At 64.2% G+C, this 16690-nt stretch carries 8 protein-coding genes (1 of these 8 cut by a window edge); all 8 read left to right on the top strand.

Annotated elements, in window-relative coordinates:
- Positions 1 to 7575, top strand: the end of a protein-coding gene (locus EL191_RS09090) for a non-ribosomal peptide synthase/polyketide synthase (protein ID WP_041978279.1). Its footprint begins 8424 nt before the window's first position; only the last 7575 of its 15999 coding nucleotides appear in the window; its start codon lies beyond the left edge, outside the window; its stop codon occupies positions 7573 to 7575.
- Positions 7565 to 8986, top strand: coding sequence for an aspartate aminotransferase family protein (locus EL191_RS09095; RefSeq protein WP_041978281.1), 1422 nt, complete (start codon positions 7565 to 7567; stop codon positions 8984 to 8986). The genes EL191_RS09090 and EL191_RS09095 overlap by 11 nt, the downstream gene beginning before the upstream one ends.
- A gap of 247 nt (positions 8987 to 9233) precedes the next feature.
- Complete coding sequence (locus EL191_RS09100; protein ID WP_041978283.1) at positions 9234 to 11345, top strand: TonB-dependent siderophore receptor; 2112 nt, start codon at positions 9234 to 9236, stop codon at positions 11343 to 11345.
- Between the two features lie 73 nt (positions 11346 to 11418).
- Positions 11419 to 13455 carry a Fe(3+)-hydroxamate ABC transporter permease FhuB gene (gene fhuB, locus EL191_RS09105; RefSeq protein ID WP_041978285.1) on the top strand — a complete coding sequence of 679 codons (2037 nt, stop codon included), beginning with the start codon at positions 11419 to 11421 and terminating at the stop codon, positions 13453 to 13455.
- A gap of 10 nt (positions 13456 to 13465) precedes the next feature.
- On the top strand, positions 13466 to 14380 hold the full coding sequence (locus EL191_RS09110) for an iron-siderophore ABC transporter substrate-binding protein (RefSeq protein ID WP_126403473.1): 915 nt from the start codon (positions 13466 to 13468) through the stop codon (positions 14378 to 14380).
- A 97-nt stretch (positions 14381 to 14477) separates the two neighbouring features.
- Entirely contained in the window at positions 14478 to 14678 is a 201-nt protein-coding gene (locus EL191_RS09115; RefSeq protein ID WP_003247048.1) for an MbtH family protein, read from the top strand.
- Positions 14679 to 14703: 25 nt separating this feature from the next.
- Entirely contained in the window at positions 14704 to 15690 is a 987-nt protein-coding gene (locus tag EL191_RS09120; protein WP_041978289.1) for a TauD/TfdA family dioxygenase, read from the top strand.
- The gene (locus EL191_RS09125) at positions 15687 to 16673 is read left to right on the top strand and encodes a GNAT family N-acetyltransferase (protein WP_017361894.1); all 987 of its coding nucleotides are present in this window, start codon (positions 15687 to 15689) and stop codon (positions 16671 to 16673) included. The genes EL191_RS09120 and EL191_RS09125 overlap by 4 nt, the downstream gene beginning before the upstream one ends.
- Positions 16674 to 16690: the final 17 nt, after the last annotated feature.

Raw genomic sequence — 16690 nt, forward strand, 5'->3', positions numbered from 1 at the left:
CTGGCTGCTTACAAGGTCTTGCTGCTGCGCATCAGCGGGCAGCGCGATCTGCGTGTCGGCGTGCCCATCGCCGGGCGCACACGCCGCGAGGTCGAAGGCCTGATCGGCCTGTTCGTCAACACCCAGGTGCTGCGCAGCCAGGTGACGCCAGAGCTGAGCTTTACGGCGTTGCTCGATCAGCTCAAGCACGCCAGCGTCGAGGCGCAGGCCCATCAGGATCTGCCCTTCGAGCAATTGGTCGAAGCGCTGCAGCCCGAGCGTAGCCTGAGCCACAACCCGTTGTTCCAGGTGGCTTATGACCACCAGCAGATCAGCCATGCGGCACTGAGCCAGTTGCAGGGGCTGCAGGCCGAGGTGATGAGCCTGGCCGACGGCAGTGCCCAGTTCGACCTGGCGCTCAATACCCAGGAAGATCGCCAGGGGCAGTTCAGCGGCAACTGGAATTACGCCCTGGACCTGTTCGAGCCCGCGAGCATCGAGCGCCTGCACCAGCGCTTTATCGGCTTGCTGAAGCAGTTGCTGGCGCAGCCGCACCTGGCCATCGGCGAGCATCGTCTGGATGATGAGATCGATCGGCAGGCGTTGGCCCATTTCAACGCCACGGCCGTGGATTACGGCGTGGTCGAGCCGGTGCAGCGCCAGTTCGAAAAACGCGTACAGGCGCATCCGCAGGCCATCGCCCTGGTCTGCGGCGAGCAGAGTTTGAGCTACGCCGAGCTGGATCAGCGCGCCAACCAGTTGGCGCATCATCTGCAAGCACTGGGCGTCACCCGCGACAGCCTGGTGGGCGTGGCAGCGCTGCGTTCGGTGGAGATGGTGGTGGCGCTGTACGCCATCCTCAAGGCTGGCGGCGCCTACGTGCCGATGGATCCGGAGTATCCGGTCGAGCGCCTGCGCTACATGCTCGAAGACGCCGGCGTGAGCTTGCTGCTGAGCCATGACGCGGTGATCGACAGCCTGCCGCAGGTGAGCGGCGTGCAGCTACTCAACCTTGATCACCTCGACCTGTCTCAAGCGCCCAAGACCGCGCCCGATGTGGCCATTCACCCCGAACAACTGGCGTATCTGATCTACACCTCCGGTTCCACCGGTAAGCCCAAGGGGGCCGGCAATAGCCATGCGGCGCTGTACAACCGCCTGGCCTGGATGCAGGACGCCTACCGACTGACGGCTGACGACCGGGTGCTGCAAAAGACTCCGTTCAGCTTCGACGTGTCGGTGTGGGAGTTCTTCTGGCCGCTGATCACCGGGGCGCGCTTGGTCATGGCGCAGCCGAGCGACCACCGCGACCCGGCCAAGCTGGTCGAGCTGATCGCACGCGAGCAGATCAGCACTTTGCACTTCGTGCCCTCGATGCTGGCGGCCTTTGTCGCCCACGGCGAACTGCATGGCTGCGCAAGCCTGCGCCGCATCGTCTGCAGCGGTGAAGCGCTGCCGGCGGAGCTGGCCAGCAGCACGCGGCACCTGCTGCCGCAGGCCGAGCTGTACAACCTGTACGGCCCGACCGAAGCGGCCATCGATGTGACCCATTGGCAGTGCACGGGCCAGGAGCGGCGCAGCGTGCCGATTGGCCGGCCGATCGCCAATTTGCAGATCCATATCCTCGACGAGCGCCTCAATCCGCAACCGATTGGCGTGGCTGGCGAGCTGTATATCGGTGGCATCGGCCTGGCGCGCGGTTATCACCGTCGTCCGGGACTGACCGCCGAGCGCTTCGTCGCCAGCCCCTTCGGCGATGGCCAGCGTCTGTACCGCAGCGGCGATCTGGCGCGTTGGACTGAAGACGGCGTGCTGGAATACCTGGGCCGTATCGACCATCAGGTGAAACTGCGCGGTCTGCGTATCGAGCTGGGTGAGATCGAGGCCGCATTACTGGAGTATCCAGCGCTGCGTGAAGCCGTGGTGCTGGTGCGCGATGTCGCCGGTAGCCCACAACTGGTGGCCTACGTGGTCGGTGAGGCGTTCGACGAAGAAGCATTGCGCGCGCAGCTCAAACAGCGCCTGCCGGAGTTCATGGTGCCGAGCTACTTCGTGGCGCTCGACCGCCTGCCGCTATCGCCCAACGGCAAGCTGGAGCGCAAGGCGCTGCCGGAACCGCAGCGCGTTCAGCGTGACTACCAGGCGCCGCGCTCCGGGCTGGAAAGCCAGCTCGCAAGCATCTGGCAGGAGCTGTTGGGTGTAGAGCGGGTAGGGCGTGAGGATGACTTCTTCGCCCTCGGCGGTCATTCGCTGCTGGCGACGCAACTGGTGTCACAGATTCGTCGCCAGTTGCAGCGTGAGCTGCCGCTGCGCGCCGCCTTCGAAGCCAGCACCCTCAGTGCCCAGGCCTTGCAGCTGGCGGCCGCCGCCGCCGCGCCTGGCTTCGGTCTGCAGGCTCGCCAGCGTGCAGCCCGTAGCCCGCAGTCCTTCGCTCAGCAGCGCCTGTGGTTCCTCGCCCAGCTGGAGCCCGACAGCCTGGCCTACCACCTGCCGTGCGCCGTGCGCCTGACGGGGGCATTGGATATCCAGGCGCTGCAACGCAGCTTCGACAGCCTGGCGCAGCGTCATGAAAGCCTGCGCACCACTTTCACCAGCGGCGACGCGGGTGAGCCCCTGCAATGTGTGCAGCAGCCGATTACGGTTGGCATCGAGCGCCTGCAGGCGCAGGACGAGGCGCAGCTGCAGCAGCAGATCGATGGCGTCAATCGGCGCCCCTTCGATCTGGAACAGAGCCCGCCCTGGCGTGTGGCGCTGATCGAACTGAACCCGAAGCAGCATGTACTGGTGCTCTGCCTGCATCACATCATCGCCGACGGTTGGTCGATCCAGGTGCTGCTCGACGAGTTCGCTGCGCTCTATCGAGGCCATGCCGAAGGGCAGCCGGTTGAGCTGGCGGCACTGCCGATCCAGTACGCCGACTATGCCCTGTGGCAGCGTGATCATCTTGCTGGCAGTCGCCTGGCCGAACAGGTGCAGTGGTGGCGGGAACAGCTCGGCGATGAACAGCCGCTACTGGAGCTGCCGGCAGACCGGCCGCGTCCGGCCGTGCGTCTGGGGCAGGGGGCGCGGCATGCCTTCAGCCTGCCTGCCAGCCTGACCGAACGACTGCGTGAGCAGGCGCAACTGCATGAAGTGACGCCGTTCATGGTGATCCTGGCGGTCTACCAGAGCCTGCTGTATCGCCTGACCGGCCAGCACGACCTGCGCATTGGCGTGCCGGTGGCCGGGCGTACTCAGGGCGAGAGCGAGGGACTGATCGGCCTGTTCGTCAACACCCTGGTGATTCGCAGCGAAGTGGATGCGCAGCACTCGTTCGTCGACCTGCTGCGTCAGGTCAAGGCGCGGGTGGTCGGCGCCCAGGCCCATCAGGATGTGCCTTTCGAGCAACTGGTCGATGCCCTGCAGCCGGAGCGCAGCCTTAGCCACAACCCGCTGTTCCAGGTGGCTTACAACCATCAACGGCAGGACCAGAGCGCCCTGCAGACGTTGCCCGGCCTACAGTGCGAAAACCTCGACTGCCAGGGGCAGAGCGCTCACTTCGACTTGGTGCTGGGCACCCTCGAACAGGCCGATGGCCGCATCGAGGCCTACCTGGATTACGCCACCGATCTGTTCGAGGCCTCCAGCGTCGAGCGCCTGGCCAGCCAGTTCCTGCGCCTGCTCGATGGAGCGTGCCGTATGCCACAGGCGTCGCTGGCCGATCTGCCATTGTTGAGTGAATCGGAGGTAGCCGAGGTCGAGGCCTGGAACGACCCAACACCCGTTCCCAACAGCATTCAGCTCTTGCCAGAGCGCATTGCCGAGCAGGCACACCTGCGCCCGACAGCCATCGCCCTGGTGCATGGCCAGCAGCGCCTGAGCTTCGCCGAGCTTGAAGCCCGCGCCAATCGCCTGGCCCATCAACTGATCGCCCGTGGTGTCGGTGCCGAAGTGCGTGTTGGTGTGGCGCTGGAGCGCGGTATCGAGCTGTTCGTCGCCCTGTTGGCGGTGTTCAAGGCTGGCGGCGCCTATGTGCCGCTGGACCCGGATTACCCCGAAGAGCGTCTGCGCTACATGCTCGAAGACGCCGGGGTGAAGCTGCTGCTGAGCCACCAGGCGGCCCTGCCACGCCTGCCTGACGTGGCCGGTATCGAGGTGCTCGACCTCGATCAGCTGGAACTCAGCGGCGAATCGTCAGAAGCGCCCGAGGTAGCGATTCACCCCGTGCAACTGGCCTATCTGATCTACACCTCCGGCTCCACCGGCAAACCCAAGGGCGTGGCCGTGGCCCACGGCGCGATTGCCCTGCATTGCCAGGCCATTGGCGAGCGTTACGAACTGACGGCCGAGGATCGCGAACTGCATTTCCTCTCGGTCAGTTTCGACGGTGCCCACGAGCGTTGGCTGACGCCACTGAGCCATGGCGCGCGGGTGGTGATCCGTGACCAGCAACTGTGGAGCGTGCAGCAGACCTACGACTGCCTGATCGCAGAAGGCATCAGCGTGGTGGCCTTGCCGCCCAGCTACCTGCGCCAGCTGGCCGAATGGGCCGAGCAATGCGGCAAAGCGCCCGGAGTGAAGACCTATTGCTTCGCCGGTGAAGCCTTCAGCCGCGAGCTGTTGCAGCAGGTGATTCGCAGCCTGCAACCGCAGTGGATCATCAACGGCTACGGCCCGACCGAAACCGTGGTCACTCCGACCATCTGGCGTGTACCGGCGGCCACGGCGGACTTCACCACAGCCTATGCGCCCGTTGGCGACCGCGTTGGTGCGCGCCAGGGCTACGTACTGGATGCCGACCTTAACCTGTTGCCAGTGGGCGTGGCCGGCGAGCTGTACCTGGGCGGATTGTTGGCCCGTGGTTATCTGGATCGCCCTGGTGCTACCGCCGAGCGCTTCGTGCCTAACCCGTATCGCCCCGGTGAGCGTCTGTACCGCACTGGCGACCGCGTGCGCCTCGGTGCTGACGGCCAGCTGGAATACCTGGGCCGGCTGGATCAGCAGATCAAACTGCGCGGCTTCCGCATCGAAATCGGCGAAGTCGAGGCGGCGCTGAAAGCCTGCGCCGGTGTGGGTGAAGCGCTGGTGGTGGTCAAGGACAGTGCCGCAGGCAAGCGCCTGGTGGGCTACGTCGCCGGCCAGGGGCTGAGCGAGAGTGAGCTGAAAGCGCAACTCAAGCAGCGCCTGCCTTCGCATATGGTGCCGAGTCATATCCTGGCGCTGGAGCGACTGCCGCTGCTGCCCAACGGCAAGCTGGATCGGCAGAGTCTGCCGGAGCCGCAGGTGGAGGCGGGCGAGTACCAGGCGCCGCGCACTGAGCAGGAACAGTTGCTGGCCGAGTTGTGGAGCGAGTTGCTCGGTATCGGCCAGATCAGCCGCGATGCCCAGTTCTTCGCCCTGGGTGGCGATTCGATCCAGTCCCTGAGCCTGGTCACGCGGCTGCGCAAGGCCGGTTGGGAGCTGACGCCCAAGGCGGTGTTCCAGCATCCGCGTCTGGCCGATCTGGCTGCTGTGATGACGCCGCTCGGCACTCAAGCCGTGGCGGTGCAGCGGGCCAGTGGTGAGCTGCCGCTGACGCCGATTCAGGCGCATTTCTTCTCCTTGCCCATGGCCAACCGTGCGCACTGGAACCAGGCCTTGCTGCTGGATGTGCGCCGACCACTGCGCGCTGCCCATTTGCTGAGCGCGCTGCAGGGGCTGATTGAGCATCACGACGCGCTGCGCCTGGCCTTCCGTCAGGATGAAAGGGGCAACTGGCAGGCCTTCTACCGGGACGAGGAGCAGGCCGAGCGGCTGTTCTGGCAGCGCCGCATCGACTCGGACGCAGCCCTGCAGGCGCAATGCGAGGCCGCTCAGCGTAGCCTGGATCTGCAGCACGGCCCGCTGCTGCGAGTGCTGCTCGCGGACATGGCGGATGGCAGCCAGCGCCTGCTGCTCGCCGCTCATCACCTGATCATCGATGGCGTTTCCTGGCGTGTGCTGCTGGATGATCTGGCCCGCGCCTACCAGCAGGCTGTGGCCGGCCAACCGGTCGATCTCGGTGACAGGCCGGGCAGCTACCAGGCCTGGGCCGAGCATCTGTGGCGTCATGCACAGGCGGCACCGGTGGCTGGCGAAATGGACTATTGGCTGGCACAGCGTGGCAGCCAGCGTCTGCCGGTGGATGATCCGAGCGGTACAGCGACTCATGCTCAGGTGCAGACCTGTACCTGGCAGTTGAGCGAGGCTCAGACCCGCCGTCTGCTGCGCGAAACCTTGCAGCAGCAGGACGCGCGTATGGACGAAGTGCTGCTCGCTGCGCTGGCCGAAGGCTTGCGTCGTTGGGCTGGCCTCAGCGACAGCCTGATCGCCCTGGAAGGGCATGGGCGCGAATGGCTCGACGAACAGGCCGAGCAGGATCTCGCGCGCACGCTGGGCTGGTTCACCAGCCTCTACCCGCTGCATCTGCAGGCGCAGGAAACGCTGCCGCAGACCCTGGCCGCTGTACGCCAGCGCCTGCGTAGCGTGCCCAACAAGGGGCTGGGCTATGGCCTGCTGCGCTACCTGGGGAACGCCGAGCAGCGGCGCAGCCTGGCCGAGCTGGGTGAGGCCGATATTGCCTTCAACTATCTGGGGCAGTTCGACGCGCAACTGGGCGATGGCCACTTCGCCCCCGCCAGCGAGTCACCGGGTACGTTGGTCGATCCGGCCACAGCCTTGACGCGGGAACTGGAAATCAATGGTCAGGTATTTGCCGGCTGTCTGAGCCTCAGTTGCCGGTTCAGTGGACAACGCCATCGCGTGCAACGCATTGAAGCGTTGCTGGCGGCGATGGGCGATGCACTGCAGAGCCTGATCGATGCTGCAGCGGTCGAGTCCGCACCGCGCCAAAGCGTTTCAACCGCTGCCACGCCCAGCCCGCTGCTGCGCCTGAACCAGGCCGAGGTCGGCCGCCCCACGCTGTTCTGCGTGCACCCGGTCAGCGGCACGCTGGTCGGTTACTACCCGCTGGCTCGTGCTCTGGCGCCGCACTGGCAGGTATTCGGCCTGCAGAACCGGCAATTGCTGCAGCCGTCCTGGCGTGACCAGAGCCTCGAACAGATGGCGCGCGATTACGTCAAGGTCATGCTCGAAACCCAGCCGCAGGGGGCTTACCACCTGCTCGGCTGGTCGATGGGCGGAGCGCTGGTACTGGCCATGGCACGCCTGTTGGAGCGCCTGGGCAAGGCAGTGGCGTTCGTTGGCCTGGTCGATGGCTATGTACCAGGCGCCGGCCTGGCCCGTGCGCCGCGTGCCGCCGTGGCAGACGAAGCGGCACCAGGTGATGACGACTGGCAGCAGCTGCTCGCCCTGGAGCGGCACATGCACACCCTGGCCGCGCAGCACCAGCATATCCAGCCGCTGCGCTGCCCGGTGCAGGCCTGGTGGGCGGCGCATTCGCCGGAGAACAACCGCAACGGCGAGACGTTGTTGGAAACCGCCCTGGGGCGTGAATTGCACCTGTCCAGCTGGGTGCAGGCCGACCACCTGGGCATCGTCCGTGATCAGTCCTTTATCGAACACCTGAGCCGGCAATTGGCTGCGCTCGAACAATCGTCACGGCCTCTGGGCCTGGAGAGTCACGATTATGCAAATTGAACCGAACTACGTTGCGCAGCCGCTGCCGGTATCCCTTGACCTGGGGCCGGAGGTTTCCCTGCGCGATGCCGATTATCGCTTCGCTGCCACGAGCCGACTGCAGCATCAGAGTGCGGTGGAATCCAACGCACGCAGCTATTCACGGCGTATACCGCTGGAACTGCGGCTGGCCGAGGGTATCCACGTTCAGGATAGTGAAGGGCGCTGGTTCATCGACTGCCTGGCCGGTGCCGGCACGTTGGCGCTGGGGCATAACCACCCGGTCGTGCTGGAGGCCGTGCGCGGACTGCTCGATGGCAAGCGGCCGCTGCATACGCTGGATCTGATGACCGAAGCCAAGGACGATTTCATCAACGAGCTGTTCGCCTGCCTGCCCGCCGAGTTCGCGCGCGATGCACGCATCCAGTTCTGCGGGCCGGCCGGTACCGATGCGGTAGAGGCGGCGTTGAAACTGGTGCGTACCGCTACCGGGCGCAGCCAGATGCTGGCCTTCCATGGTGCCTACCACGGCATGACCCAGGGCGCCCTGAGCCTGATGGGTAGCCTGGGGCCCAAGCAGTATCTCGACGGCATGATCAGTGGCGTGCAGATGCTGCCGTATCCCTACGCGTACCGCTGCCCGTTCGGTTTGGGCGGTGCGGAGGGCGAGCGAGTCGGCCTGCATTACATCGAGAATCAGCTGGGTGATCCGGAAAGTGGCGTGCTGCCGGCAGCCGGCATGATTCTGGAAACCGTGCAGGGCGAGGGTGGGGTGATCGCTCCTTCAGCCGACTGGTTGCGCGGCATTCGCCGCATCACCCGTGAGGCCGGTGTACCGCTGATTCTCGATGAGGTGCAGTGCGGCATCGGTCGTACCGGCAAGCTGTTCGCCTTCGAGCATGCCGGCATCACGCCGGATGTGCTGGTGTTGTCCAAAGCCATCGGCGGCAGCCTGCCGCTGGCAGTGGTGGTCTACCACAAGGATCTCGACCGCTGGCAGCCGGGCGCGCATGCCGGCACCTTCCGTGGCAATCAGATGGCCATGGCGGCAGGTGCAGCCACCTTGCGCCTGATCCGTGAAGAACGCCTGGATCAGCATGCCGCTGTCATGGGAGAACGCCTCTTCGCTCACCTGCAGGCACTGCAGGAGCGCTACCCGCAGATTGGCGAAGTACGGGGAAGGGGGCTGATGCTGGGAGTGGAGATGGTCGATCCCCAGGGCAAGGCGAACGCCATGGGGCACCCGCCGCACAACCGTGCGCTGGCCTCGGCTGTGCAGCAGCAATGCCTGCGTCGCGGCCTGATTCTGGAGGTGGGTGGGCGCCATTCCAGTGTGTTGCGTTTGCTGCCGCCGTTGATCATCACTGCAGCGCAGGTCGACCAAGTTGCGGAAATCTTCACCGCCGCACTTGCCGCTGCGCTCAGTCCCTGAAGACCCGTAGCCTCGACCTGCCCATTCACCGTGTGTCGGACAGGATTATTTCAAACCACCATCTAAATGATAAAAATTACTATTCAGTTTTAGTTTCATATTGGTTAGGCTAGCCAGCGTTTTTTGACAGGCCAGCGGATTGGCTGGCGGAATCAGGGGGGAGAACACGATGTCGAGAGCAGTGCAGAGTGCTGGACGTTTTCAGCTGAAATGCCTGGCTGTGGTAATTGCTGCCACGTGCCACGGGATGGTTCATGCGCAAGATGACCAGGTGACGCTTCCTGCGCAAACGGTCACCGGTGAACTGGACCGCCCACAAGGCCCGGACTTCGGCTACAAGGCCGAGAAAAGTCTGACCGCCAGCAAGACCAGCACGCCACTGTCGGAGACTCCGCGTTCGGTGTCGGTGGTGACGCGCAAGCGCATCGAGGACCAAAAGTCGCAGAGCCTCACTGAGGTGCTGGGCTATGTGCCGGGTATCTTCGCTCCGCCATTCGCTGCCGGGGATGGCCTCGCGGGTGACCTGTTCTTCATTCGCGGTTTCAATGCCACTGATTTCGGCTACGGTCTGCTGCGAGATGGTTTGCGCGTACAGGGCAACCGCTACGACACCACCAGCGAGCCTTATGGTCTGGAGCGGGTAGAGGTATTCCGTGGACCGACCTCGATTCTCTATGGCGAGAACGCACCGGGTGGTCTGGTCAACCTGGTCAGCAAGCGCCCGACCGCTGCTCCGCAGGGCGAAGTGCAGCTCAGCTACGGTTCCAACGATCGTCGCCAGCTCAACCTGGACGTGTCCGGGCCATTGAATGACAGCGGCAACGTGTTGGGCAGAGTGGTGATGGTCGGTCGTGAGGCCGACACCCAGGTCGATCACGTGCAGGACAACCGCATCTATATCGCCCCGTCATTGACCCTGAACTTCGATGACTTCAACAGTCTGACCCTGCTGTCGACCTACCAGAAGGATCGCACCAAGCTCGAGCTGGGCTTGCCAGCGGCCGGTACGCTGCTGAAAAACCCCAATGGCAAGATCGACAAGGATACCTTCCTCGGTAACAAGGATTGGAACACCTTCGAACGCGAGGTGTGGACGCTGGGCTATGAGTTTACCCATCGCTTCAACAATGACTGGCAGTTCCGCCAGAACTCGCGTTACATGCAGTCACGCATCCAGCGTAACGAAATCTGGCCGGGGGCATTGAATAATGCGGGCTTCGGCACCAACGTCAGCTCGCAGGCGTACGATCGTTACAACAAGTCCATCACCTATTCGCTGGATAACCAGCTCGAAGGCAAGTTCGATACAGGTGCCCTGCAGCACACGCTGTTGGTAGGCGCCAGTTTCGACCGCACTTCCTTCAACCAGGATTGGAGTGCCGGTTTCGGTCCGTCGATCAACGTATTCGATCCGGTCTGGACCAGCGAGCCGACCACGCCGTTCACCATCCAGAACTCGCAGCTCGACCAACAGATGACCGGTCTCTACAGCCAGCTCCAAAGCAAGTACGAGAACTGGATCTTCCTGCTCGGTGGTCGTTTCGATACTGTGGATAGTCAGTATCGCAACAAGTTCGATGCTACCAGCCCGGTCAGCAACGCTGCCTCCGACCTTGACTACACCGACCGCGACTTCACCTGGCAGACCGGCGTGATGTACCAGTTCGAGAATGGTCTGTCGCCTTACGTCAGCTATTCCACCTCGTTTGTGCCGGTGCAGCAGACCAGCAGCGCCAGTGGCCCTCTGGACCCGATCACCGCCGAGCAGTACGAAGTGGGTCTGAAGTACGAGCCCAAGGGCTGGAACACCATGCTCACTGCAGCTGTATTCGATCTGCGTAAGGAAAATGACGTCTATTTCGAGGCGGGCATCAATGACTACCGCCAGGTCGGTGAGAGCCGTTCCAAGGGCGTAGAGCTGGAAGTCAGCAGTGATGTCAGTGCCAATCTGAATATCACCGCCGCCTACACCTACACCGATGCACGCATTACCAAGGACGCACCGGGATCTTTGCTTGAGGGCCATCAGATGACCGGTGTGCCCCGTAACCAGGCATCGATCTGGGCCAACTACCGCTTCCTCGATGGTGCGCTGCGCGGCCTGCGTCTGGGCGGTGGCTTGCGTCACTTCGACAGTACCTTTGCTTATACCGCCGAAACTCTCTACGGCAAGTTGGACACTGGCGACGTGACCTTGGTCGATGCCGCCATCGGCTATGACATCGACGAGAACTGGTCGGTCGATCTCAATGCCAAGAATGTCTTCGATCAGGAGTACGTGGCAGGCTGCAACAATGCCGGTCGCTGCTACTGGGGCGATGAACGCACCTTCCTCGGTACCGTGTCGCTGCGCTGGTAAGCGGCAACCGAGTGGGCAAACCAAGGCGAGGGGGCAACCCTTCGCCTTTTTGCATAGGTAAGGACAACAACGGATGACGAGTTTGAGCCGCCCCGGCCAGCCTGCCGCTGTACGTGGGTTCGGTCACGCGGGATTGGCGCTGCTGGGGCTCGCGCTGCTGCTGGCCATGCTGCTGTGGCAGGGTGTATTGCGCCATCCCTGGCCAACTGCCGAAGCCTGGTTGGCGCCACTGTCGTCGACACCTTCGCTCGAAGGCCTGCTGCTCTGGTGGACGCAACTGCCACGTGCCTTTGCCGGGGTACTGGTGGGCGCCTGCCTGGGTGTATCCGGGGCGATCATGCAGCTGATCACGCGCAACCCGCTGGTGTCGCCGGATCTGCTCGGCATTACCGCCGGGGCGCAACTGGGCGTGATCCTCGGCATGCTTCTGCCCGGCGCGCTGGGTTTGCCGCTGATCTTTGTGGGCGGCCTGCTGGCGGCCTTGTTCACCTTCCTTATGGCCGGCGGCTGGAACACCTCACCGCTGCGCCTGACGCTGGCCGGGGTGGCGGTGGCGCAGACCTTCGCCGCGCTGATCGCGTTGTTTCTCAGCCTCAACGACCAGGCCGCGATGGTGGTGTCGCTGTGGAACACCGGGTCGCTGCAGCAGTTGGGCTGGGGCGCGATGCATCCGGCGCTGTATCTGTTGCCGCTGATTGCACTGGCTCTGCTGGTGCTGATGCAGCCGATGAACCTGGCCATGCTGGGCGACGGGCAGATGCGCTCGCTAGGGCTCTCGCCGGCCTGGCTGAAAGGGCTGAGCATCGTCCTCGGCAGCCTGCTGGCGGCGTTGGCCATTCATCTGGCCGGGCCGCTGGGCTTCATCGGGCTGATCACGCCGAACCTGTTGCGTTTTGCCTTCGCCGTGGTGCGACCTTCCCGGTTGATCCCCTTGTGCGCGATCTGGGGCGCACTGCTTACGTTACTCGCCGATGCGCTGGTGGCGGCGGTAGAGCCCTGGTTCCAACTGCCGCTGGGGGTGCTGTCGGCTGTTCTCGGTTCGCTGGCGATCCTCCTGCTGCTGCGTTACGGGCGCAGCGCGCCGGTGGCGGCGGTCACGGCGAGTATGCCGGGCGAGAACCGGGCCATGCGCCTGCCGTTGTGGTCGTTCGTCGCGCTCGCGGTGCTGATCTGCCTAGCCCTGCTGGTAGCGGGCACGGCGGAGGGTGAGTCGGGTGTCTGGGCGTTCTGGCAACGGGTCTGGAGCGGCGAGCCCATGGCGATGACATTGCTCGATCTACGCCTGCCGCGCCTGCTGGTGGACATGGCCGCCGGGGCGCTGCTGGCGACTGCTGGGATGCTGTTGCAGGCGGTGACGCGCAACCCGCTGGCCGGCCCGGAAATTCTCGGGGTGAGCCAGATGGCAGCGCTGGTGGTGCTGCTGGCCCTAATCTTCATGCCCGAGCTGGCCGTTGCCTGGCGGTTCCCGCTGGCCTGGCTGGGCGCAGGCCTGGCGCTGCTGATCGTCATCGGCCTCAACCTGCGTCATGGCCTGGAGCCGCTACGCGTGACGCTCACCGGCTTTGCCATCAGCGGTGTGGTGCTGGCGGTGGTGAGCCTGCTGATGGCGCAGTTCACCAGCAATATCGCCCAGGCGCTGATATGGATGGTGGGCAGCAGCTACGGGCGTACCTGGGGCGATCTGCAGGCCATGCTGCCCTGGCTGGTGATCGGCCTGGGGCTGTGCGCGGCGACTACGCGCTGGATGGATCTGCTGCAGCTGGGCGACGGCGTGGCCGGCAGCCTCGGGCTGTCGGTGCCGAGCAGGCGGGTATTGCTGATCGTGCTGGCCAGTGCATTGATTGCATCGGCGGTTGCGGTGGTCGGCCCGGTGGCATTCATCGGTTTGCTGGTGCCGCATGGCGTGCGTTTGCTGGGCTTTCATCGTGCTCGCCAACGCTTGCTGGCGGCTCCGCTGCTGGGCGCGACCCTGCTGGCCTCGGCCGACTTGCTCGGACGCGTGCTGCTGGCGCCGCTGGACATCCCATTGGGAATCGCTACAGCCGCCATCGGTGCGCCTTTGTTCCTGCTGCTGCTCAGCCGTGTCTATTTCAGTGACAAAAGGAGCTAGTACGGTGGCGATGCTGCGTCTTTTTTGTGGGGCATTGCTGCTCTGTCTGGCGCAGGGTGCGTGGGCGGCCGATGCGCAACTGGTGGCCCGGCAGTCGGCCGGCGTTGGAGGCACACCGCAGCGGATCGTCAGCCTCGATGAGCTGAGTACCGAGCTGCTGGTGTCACTGGGGATCGAGCCGGTAGGGGTGGCCAACCTGGCCAGCTATCGTCGTTACATCGGTATCGGCAATGATCTGCTCGAGCGCAGTGTGCCGCTGGGCAGTGCGCAGCAACCTAATCTGGAGGCCATCGCCCGGCTCAAGCCGGATCTGATCGTCGGCGTGGCCTACCTGCATCTGCCGCTGTTCGAGCGGCTCGATGGCCTGGCGCCGACCCTGATATATCAGGTGTCTCTGGCGCATGACGGCTACGACGGCGTGGCGATCGGTGAGGCGATGCTCGATCACCTCGGGCGTCTGACAGGTCGGCAAGAGCAGGCCCAGGCGGTGATCCGTGAAGGGCAGCAGGCGTTGGCTGCAGCACGTCATTTGATCGATGCGAAGGGCTTGCAGGGCGAGCCTGTAGCCGTGCTCTATCCGCTGGTGCAGCAGGGCAGTTTCATCGCCCTCAACCAGCAGACGCTGATCGGCAGTCTGATGGCGCGACTGGGAGTGCGCTCGCCCTGGACCTTGCATTCCGCACACACCTTGCACAGGCGTATCGACATGCGCCGTTTCGCCAGCGAGCCGGGGTTGCGCGTGCTGTTCATCGGTGGGCAGGGGCAGGCGCCATTCTTCTCCAGCCCCTTGTGGAAGGCGCTGCCAGTCGCTCAGCAGCAGCGTTACGCCTTTCTTCCTACGCCGTACTGGACCTTTGGTGGGCCGCGTTCGACAGCGGCTATCGCGACCCAGGTGCGCGAGGCGATCGAGGCGATGAATCGTTGAATTTTGTCCCCGGCCATTCGTCCTTTAAGAGAATCCCGCAGAACGCCAGGCGTGCTGCATGGGCAACAGGTGCAAGCCATATTCATAGAGGTCATCGATGAGCTTCGACAACGAGAACGCGCGCTTTCTGGTCGTGATCAATCATGAGCAGCAGTATTCCATCTGGCCCGAATACAAGGCCATTCCCGAAGGTTGGTCGGCCGTGGGCGTGTCCGGCGACAAGGCCACCTGCCTGGCCCACATCGAAGAGGTCTGGACCGACATGCGCCCTCTGAGCCTGCGCCAGGCTATGGCGTGAACAGAGGCCCGCGGGGAGCGCGACGATGAATCAAGTGACCGATCTGGCGCAGGCCGCCCTGAGCATCGAAGCCGGCCTGCCCATGCGCGTCAGCCCGCTGCAGGCCGGGCAGGGCTTGCACCAACATCTGCCGGCCCTGCAGCAACTGGTGGCCGAGCATCTGGAGGTGAGCGGTGGCCTGCTGTTCAGCGGTTTCGCCGATGTCGATGTGGCCAGCTTCCAGCAGTTTGCCGGCGCCTTTGGCCATCCGCTGTTGAGTTACGAATTCGGCTCCACGCCGCGTAGTCGGGTCAGTGCAGGCGGGGTGTACACCTCCACCGAATTTCCCGCTCATCGCCCGATTCCGCTGCACAACGAGCAGGCCTACACCACCGAATGGCCGCTGCGCATCTGGTTCTATTGCGCCCAGGCGGCGGAGCAGGGCGGCGAGACACCGATTGCCGACAGCCGTGAGGTGTTCCGGCGTATCGATCCGGCCATTCGCCAGCGCTTCGCCGAGCGCGGCCTGCTTTACGTGCGCAATTACGGCAATGGTCTGGATCTGCCCTGGCAGCAGGTCTTCAATACCGAAGATCGGCAGGTGGTCGAGCAATACTGCCGCGCCCGTCGTATCGACTTCGAATGGCTCGGCGATGACGAACTGCGTACGCGCCAGCTTTGCCAGGGTGTCGCCCAGCATCCGCGTACCGGTGACTGGGTCTGGTTCAACCAGGCGCACCTGTTTCACCTGTCGGCCCTGGATGCCGATACCCAGGAGGTGCTGATCGATGCGGTCGGTCTCGAGGGGCTGCCGCGTAACGTCTACTTCGGCGACGGCACGCCCATCGAGGCCAGCCTGCTGGATGAGGTGCGCGGCGTGCTGGACGCCTGCATCATTCGTTTCCCCTGGCGCGATGGCGACATTCTGATGCTCGACAACATGCTCACGGCCCACGCGCGCGATCCCTTCAAGGGGCCGCGCAAGGTAGTGGTGGCGATGGCCGAGGCCTATGGCCAGGAGGGCTTCCAATGAATGCATTGCCGCTGCCTGACGGCCGCGTGCTGCAAGGCGAGTTGCGTGATTCGACGATCTGGCTGACCTGCGACGGCCAGCCGCTGATGCAGCTACGCACGCTCGACGCCAATACTGTGCAACTGCTGGAAGTGGCCACGGACGATCTGGCCGATGTGTTGTGGTGCGCCAGTTACTGGTGGTTTGCCGCTCATCCACAAGCGCCGCGCATAGTGTGGCGGGGGCTGGATCAGCAGGCGCTGCAGCTCTGTGACGACTGGCTGCGTGGCGATGCGGGTGGTGCCAGTGCGCAGGTCGAGCGCAGCGTGTTCTGGCAGTTGCCGCAGCCATGGCTGCGCCAGGCCCTGCCGCCTTATCCGCAGCAGATGGTGATGAGTGAAGGCAAGCGTCACCCACGGCGTAGAGCCCAGCCCGAGGGCGAAGTATACCGGCGCTTCGATGCGCGTCTGGGCGCCTGGATATCCCTGCGCACGTTGGACATCGATCAGGATCTGCAGCGCTTCAATCGCTGGCAGAACACGCCACGCGTCCTGCATTTCTGGCAGGAGGGCGGCGATCTGGAACAGCACCGCAAGTACCTGGAGACCATCGCTGCCGATCCGCATGTCTACAGCCTGATCGGTTGTTTCGACGACCAGCCCTTCGCCTACTTCGAGCTTTATTGGGCCAAGGAAGACCGCATTGCGCCTTTTTATGTCGCGGACGACTATGATCGCGGCATCCACATGCTGGTGGGGGAGCAGGCCCATCGCGGGCCGCACAAGGTCGCCAGCTGGCTGGCGGCGCTGACCCATTACGCCCTTCTCGACGACCCGCGTACAAACCTGGTGGTAGCCGAGCCGCGTGCCGACAACGCGAAGATGATTGGCTATATGCAAACGCTGGGCTACTACCGGGAAAAGGAGTTCGATTTCCCTCACAAGCGTGCGGCGCTAATGGCAATCGGCCGCGAGCGCTTTTTTGATAGCGGGGTGTTGTGTTGAACGCATCGGGAATCGCG

The organism is Pseudomonas mendocina (assembly GCF_900636545.1).
In the GTDB taxonomy this organism is placed as follows: Bacteria; Pseudomonadota; Gammaproteobacteria; order Pseudomonadales; family Pseudomonadaceae; genus Aquipseudomonas; species Aquipseudomonas mendocina.

Bases quoted from the DNA above. Each gene is read 5' to 3' on its own strand.
- EL191_RS09095 (WP_041978281.1), top strand. From the start codon at position 7,565: ATGCAAATTGAACCGAACTACGTTGCGCAGCCGCTGCCGGTATCCCTT.
- EL191_RS09100 (WP_041978283.1), top strand. From the start codon at position 9,234: ATGGTTCATGCGCAAGATGACCAGGTGACGCTTCCTGCGCAAACGGTC.
- fhuB (WP_041978285.1), top strand. From the start codon at position 11,419: ATGACGAGTTTGAGCCGCCCCGGCCAGCCTGCCGCTGTACGTGGGTTC.
- EL191_RS09110 (WP_126403473.1), top strand. From the start codon at position 13,466: ATGCTGCGTCTTTTTTGTGGGGCATTGCTGCTCTGTCTGGCGCAGGGT.
- EL191_RS09115 (WP_003247048.1), top strand. From the start codon at position 14,478: ATGAGCTTCGACAACGAGAACGCGCGCTTTCTGGTCGTGATCAATCAT.
- EL191_RS09120 (WP_041978289.1), top strand. From the start codon at position 14,704: ATGAATCAAGTGACCGATCTGGCGCAGGCCGCCCTGAGCATCGAAGCC.
- EL191_RS09125 (WP_017361894.1), top strand. From the start codon at position 15,687: ATGAATGCATTGCCGCTGCCTGACGGCCGCGTGCTGCAAGGCGAGTTG.